Below are 5,299 nucleotides of genomic sequence, written 5' to 3' on the forward strand. Positions count from 1 at the left end.
CGGTGGTCGATGGCGGCTGGACGATGGTGAGCAGCGGATGCTCGGCGCGGAACGTGTACAAAAGCGAAAAGGTCGAGAGGAAGGTGAAGCCGTCGGCCTTGTGGATTTGATCGTCGGGTCCGCGATAGCGTCCGTCGGCGTCGCTCAGCACGCTCGGCGCCATCAGCGAATGATAGAGCGCGGTATAGACCGTGCGCTGCATCGCCTCGTCGGCCTGGACGTCGAGCACGGACAGCGCCCTGTCCCAGGCGAGCTCGGTCTTGTAGCGGATCGCGTCGAAATTGCCGGGTTCGCTGGCGAGATTGGCGATCGCACCGTCCTCGTCGACCGTCGAAATGCCGACCTTGACCTCGAGCGGCGCGTCGAGCCGACCGAAGTCGAGCCGCACGACCAGCGCGCGGCCCTTCAGTTCGGCGATGTCGCTGCCGCTCCGCCCCGGTCCCTTGAACCCGCGATACGGCACGTCTGTCTCGCGATTCACGAACTCGTGCCCAACCAATGGCCGCGAGAAGCGCATCGCGAAGAACAATTTGCGACCCGGTGCCCAACCGCGCGTTTCGCGCCCGCCGGTGATCGTGCCGTCGGGCCGCAGCCGGATCGACGACCACGACACTTTGCCGGGGTAATTGTAGAGGCTGGAGCGCAAGTCGAACACCAGATGCGCGGCCTTGTCCTTGGGGAAAGTGTAGCGCTGCACGCCGATCCGCGTCCCCGCGGTCATTTCGGCGCGGACGCCGGGATCGGTCAGCGTGACGGCGTAGTGGCCAGCGCCGGCGACCTCGCTGGTGTGGCTGAACCGCGAGCGATATCCGCTCCCCGGCTTGGCGGCATCGCCCGGCTCGAGCGGCACCACGTCGCCCGACACCGGCATCACGAGGAAATCGCCGAGGTCCGAATGCCCCGCACCCGAAAAGTGCGTCATCGAAAACCCCTGGATCGTCCGGTCTTCGAACCGGTAACCCGCGGCATGCGGATAGCATTTGCGGATGACGCACTCGGCGTCGGTGTCTGGGGACAGCTGCACCATGCCGAACGGTGCGACAGCGCCGGGAAAGGTGTGCCCCTCCCCGCCCGTGCCGATGAACGGATCGACCGCGCCCGTCGGCGTCAGTGTCCCCGCCTCGGCGATCGGCGACAGGATCAGCCCCAATCCGGCAAGGATCGCGGGCAGGCGGCGCAGGGTCTGGCTCAGCATCCCCGCATCAAAGCATGCCGGCCGCCTCTGGCCAAGGCGGCCGGTGTATCGCTTAGTGCCAGAATATCAGCAGCAGGATGATGATCGGGATCGGAATGCCGATCAGCCACATCAGGATTCCCTTACCCATGACCCAAATCCTCTCTTTTTGGTTTCGGTAGCGGCACAACCGGCGATGCGGCTTCGCGTTCCGTGAAATGTGACTGATTCAGATCAAGCCGCGGCGTTGCGCGGGGCCGGGAAATCGGCATGAGGGTCGCGTGAAGGACGGCCTGCCCCTGCCCCGCCGCTACGGCGCGATCGGCGCGTTATGCTGCGGGACGGCGCTGATCATCATCGACGGCGGTATCGCCAACGTCGCCTTGCCCAGTATCGCGCGCGATCTTCATGTCGATTCGAGCTCGGTCGTGTCGATCGTGACGATCTATCAGCTGATGCTGGTGATGCTCCTGCTGCCCTTCGCCGGACTCGGCGAGCGGATCGGGCTCAAGCGGATGTACCAGACCGGCCAGCTGATCTTCACCGTCGCCACGCTACTCTGCTTCTTCGCCAATAGCCTGCCCTTCCTGCTCATCGTCCGTGCGGCACAGGCGATCGGCGCGGCGGGCGCGCTCAGCGTGTCGTCGGCGCTGATCCGCTCGACCTATCCGGCCAAGCAACTGGGGCGCGGGCTCGGCATCAATTCGGTGATCGTCTCGAGCTCGGCCGCCGCCGCGCCGACGATCGGCGGCCTGGTGCTCGCGGTGGCGCCGTGGCCATGGGTGTTCGCCTGCGCGGTGCCGTTCGCGATATTGAGCCTGATCCTCGGCCGCTCGCTGCCCAACCCGCCGGCGCGCGACCGCCATTTCGACTTGCTCGGCGCGATCATGTGCGCGGCGATGTTCGGGCTGGTCATCGGCGGCGCGGAGAGCGCAGTGCACGGTAACAGCCCAGTGGTGTCGGTGGCGATCGTGATCGCAGGGCTGCTGATCGGCTATTATTTCGTCCGCCGCGAACGCGGCGAAGCAAGCCCTATACTCCCGATCGATCTGCTCTCACGCCCCGTGCTCGCGCTGTCGGCGATCGGCGCATACACCGCGTTCATCGCGTCGATGACCCTGCTGCTGTCGACGCCGTTCCGGCTGACGCAGGAATTCGGGTTCAGTGCGGCGATGGTCGGCGCGTGCATCGCGCCGTGGCCGCTGACCAACATGATCGTCGCGCCACTGTCGGGCTGGCTGTCGGACCGTATCCCCGCCGGGCTGCTCGGCGGGATCGGCATGGCGATCAGCATCGTCGCGCTGCTGCTGCTCGCCTTCCTGCCCGCGCATCCCAGCTATTTCGACGTGGCGTGGCGGATGGCATTGTGCGGGTCGGGGTTCGGCACGTTCATGCCGCCCAACGCACGCCTCATCATCGGCAGCGCGCCGCGCAACCGCGCCGCGGCGGCGGGCGGGATGGTATCGACCGTGCGGCTGGTCGGCCAGACTACCGGCGCGACGTTGGTGGCGATGTTGCTGGCGCTGGGCGTCGGCGCCGGGCGCGTGCCGCCGCTGGTTGCGGTAGGGCTCGCCATCATTGCCGGGCTATGCAGCATCGCGCGGCTACGCCCCTCGATCCGCAACCCGGCGCGGACCGAGGTGCAGGACGAGGTGCCGACGCTGAAGACGACACGCTGACAGTTCCCCTCCCGCCTGCGGGAGGGTTAGGGGAGGGCTTGTCGAGAGCGTTTGGCGGGTGAGGGACACGCCCTCCCCCTGCCCTCCCGCAAGCGGGAGGGGAGAAGATCGCTCAGAAAACGGCCTTCGCCTCGCCCCCCATCATCGCCGCCCTCACCAACGGGATCGGCGGCCCGCCAAACGACAGGAACTCGTCGTGGAACGCCTTCCACGCCTTGCGCCCGCCGCGCGTCGCGATCCAGTCGTCGCGCAGCTTGCGGATCATCAGCTTGCCCATCGTGTAGTTGAGGTACGCCGGGTCGTACGTCCCGCGCGCCGCCTGCTGCTCCGAATTGCCGTCGTCCTGATAACATTGCTCGCGGAACATCTTGAGCGAGTCCGCCTGGCTCATGCCACGCGCGTGCATCCCGATCGCCGACAGGAAGCGGCAATCGCGCAGCAGCGCGTTGCTGATCTGACCGATATGCGTCTCCGCATCGCCGCGGCCGAGCCCGGCGTCCCACATCATTTCCTCGGCATAATGCGCCCAGCCTTCCGCAAACGCGTAGCCGACGAACAATTGCCCGAAGAGCGACGGCGAGCGGTTGGCGTGGAGGAACTGGACGAAATGCCCCGGCATCACTTCGTGGACCGAGGTGAACAGCAGGTCCATCTTGCCCGGCACGAAGCCGAGTTGCTTCGCCTTGGGCCAGCTCGGATCGGGCGGCGAGAGGTAATAGACCGACGGGATGCCCTTATCGAACGGCCCCGGCGGGTCGATATAGGCCGAATTCTGCCGGTTATAGGGCGGGCTTTCCTCGACCAGCGCCGCTTCGGTGCCGGGGACCGAGACGATGTCGTTGGCAAGCACGAACGCCTTCAACATCGGGATCTGCCGCCGCGCCTCGGCGACCGGGTCGTTACCCGCGGGCTTGTTGGCCGCCATCTTGTTCATGCATTGCTGAAGCGTCTTGCCGCGCGCGTAGCGGTCGCACTCGGCCTTAAGCGCGTCCTGATTCTTCTTGAGATCGGCGCGCCCTGCCGCCTCAAGCTGATCGAGCGGCGTGTCAACGCCTTCGGTCGCCAGGATCATGCGTTGGAACTTGTCGGCGCCCAGCGCGAAATCCTGCGTCGCCGATCCCTTCTGCCCGTCGAGCCATTTCGCCAGGTCGGCCATCGCCTTCGACGCCGCGCCCGCCGCATCGTCGAAGTCCTTCTGCAGCGTCTTGTCCTTGACGGATGCGAACGCCTTCTTCGCGTCGCCGGTGTAGTAATCGGCGAACCCGCCGAACCCGGCGACGCCGTATTTGATGAAGCTCGCCGGCATCGGCGTCTTGAGGTTGGTGCGAATGTTAGCGGCCGCCGACGGTATCTGGCGGAAGAACTTGATAACGGCCTTCATCCGGGTCGGCGCGTCGGCATAGTTGCGCGCGATATAGACGTTGGGGTCGAGCCCGCCGCCGACATAATAGGCTGGGTTGTTGTGCGGCTGGTCGGCATCCTCGAGCCAGAACAGCTTACCCTTGGCGACCTGGATCAGGTAATCGCGCTCGAACGCGTCCTGCTTGGACATGGTCGATTTGTCATAGGCGCCCGCGTCGGCGATCGCCTTGTGGAAGAAATCGCTCTGTGCCTTGAGGCCGGCGGGGCTCCAGTCGGGAATGCCGCCGTCGAAATCGTGCTTGCCCTCGTACACCGCGAACGCAGGGTCGAGCTTGAACAGGTCGTTGATGAAGCCGTCGCGGAACTGCGCCCATGGCGCGAGCTTGGCCGTCGCGGCGACCGTCGTGGTGTTTCCCGTGGTCGTATTGTTCGTGGTGGTGGACGAATTGCACGCGGCCAGCGCCACGCAGGCGACCGCACTCAACAGCTTAACCTTCATCAGTCTCTCCACGGCTTTGCGGGCGGAGTGCTGCCAGATTGCGCGGGTGGACGCCAGTGGCTGAACGCGCGGAAAAACGCGCCGCTCACGCTATTTAAGGGGAATGACGACTTCGTTGGGATTGACCACGTTCAGGTTCTTGCGGGTCAACTCGTCGGCCATGTCCGGATCGACCTTCTTGGGGTCGAGCAACTGGACACGGTTGGCGAGCACCGCCTGCTGCTGCTTGAGCAGCGCAAGGTGCGCCTGTTGCTGCGTCAGCATCCGCTGGTAGTCGCCGTACGCCAGCGCACCGTTCGATCCGACCACCGCATAGATGCCGAAAAACGCCATGACACCCAGCGCGAGCGCGGGAAATGCGGCACGGCGGAAGACGTAACGGAAGGTGGTTTGGGTGCGCGACATCGTGGACATGATCTTTTGCGCAAGCAGGCCGATCGAGCAAGCCAGTAATTAACCATATATCGGTGAATCGAGTCCGATTGGCGGCGAAGCGAATCGGAGCGCCGGAACTTTCGCCGTCAGGCCCGCAAAACGCTCCGGCCGGCATAGACGGCGACGTCGCCCAATTCCTCCTCGATCCGG

Annotated in this window: 4 protein-coding genes; 1 reads left to right on the top strand and 3 read right to left on the bottom strand. The window is 65.5% G+C overall.

What is annotated here, in order from left to right; translation table 11 throughout:
• Window positions 1–1,195 (bottom strand): glycoside hydrolase domain-containing protein (locus tag JWM94_RS15390; RefSeq protein WP_299429001.1); only part of this gene is annotated, 1,195 nt, incomplete at its 3' end.
• 260 nt (window positions 1,196–1,455) lie between these two features.
• Here JWM94_RS15390 and JWM94_RS15395 point away from each other — a divergent pair.
• Window positions 1,456–2,853, top strand: coding sequence for an MFS transporter (locus JWM94_RS15395; RefSeq protein WP_299429003.1), 1,398 nt, complete (start codon window positions 1,456–1,458; stop codon window positions 2,851–2,853).
• A gap of 112 nt (window positions 2,854–2,965) precedes the next feature.
• Here the strand turns inward: JWM94_RS15395 and JWM94_RS15400 are convergent, their stop codons facing one another.
• Together JWM94_RS15400 and JWM94_RS15405 are read right to left on the bottom strand one after the other, a co-directional pair.
• Complete coding sequence (locus JWM94_RS15400) at window positions 2,966–4,714, bottom strand: DUF885 domain-containing protein (RefSeq protein WP_299429005.1); 1,749 nt, start codon at window positions 4,712–4,714, stop codon at window positions 2,966–2,968.
• 90 nt (window positions 4,715–4,804) lie between these two features.
• A complete protein-coding gene (locus JWM94_RS15405) occupies window positions 4,805–5,119 on the bottom strand; it encodes a septum formation initiator family protein (protein WP_299429007.1) in 315 nt (104 codons plus the stop codon).
• Between the last annotated feature and the right edge of the window lie 180 nt (window positions 5,120–5,299).

The organism is Sphingomonas bacterium, assembly GCF_028289855.1.
Taxonomy (GTDB): domain Bacteria; phylum Pseudomonadota; class Alphaproteobacteria; order Sphingomonadales; family Sphingomonadaceae; genus Sphingomonas.

Coding starts and splice junctions, on each gene's coding strand:
- JWM94_RS15400 (WP_299429005.1), bottom strand. CDS start 4,714: ATGAAGGTTAAGCTGTTGAGTGCGGTCGCCTGCGTGGCGCTGGCCGCG.
- JWM94_RS15405 (WP_299429007.1), bottom strand. CDS start 5,119: ATGTCGCGCACCCAAACCACCTTCCGTTACGTCTTCCGCCGTGCCGCA.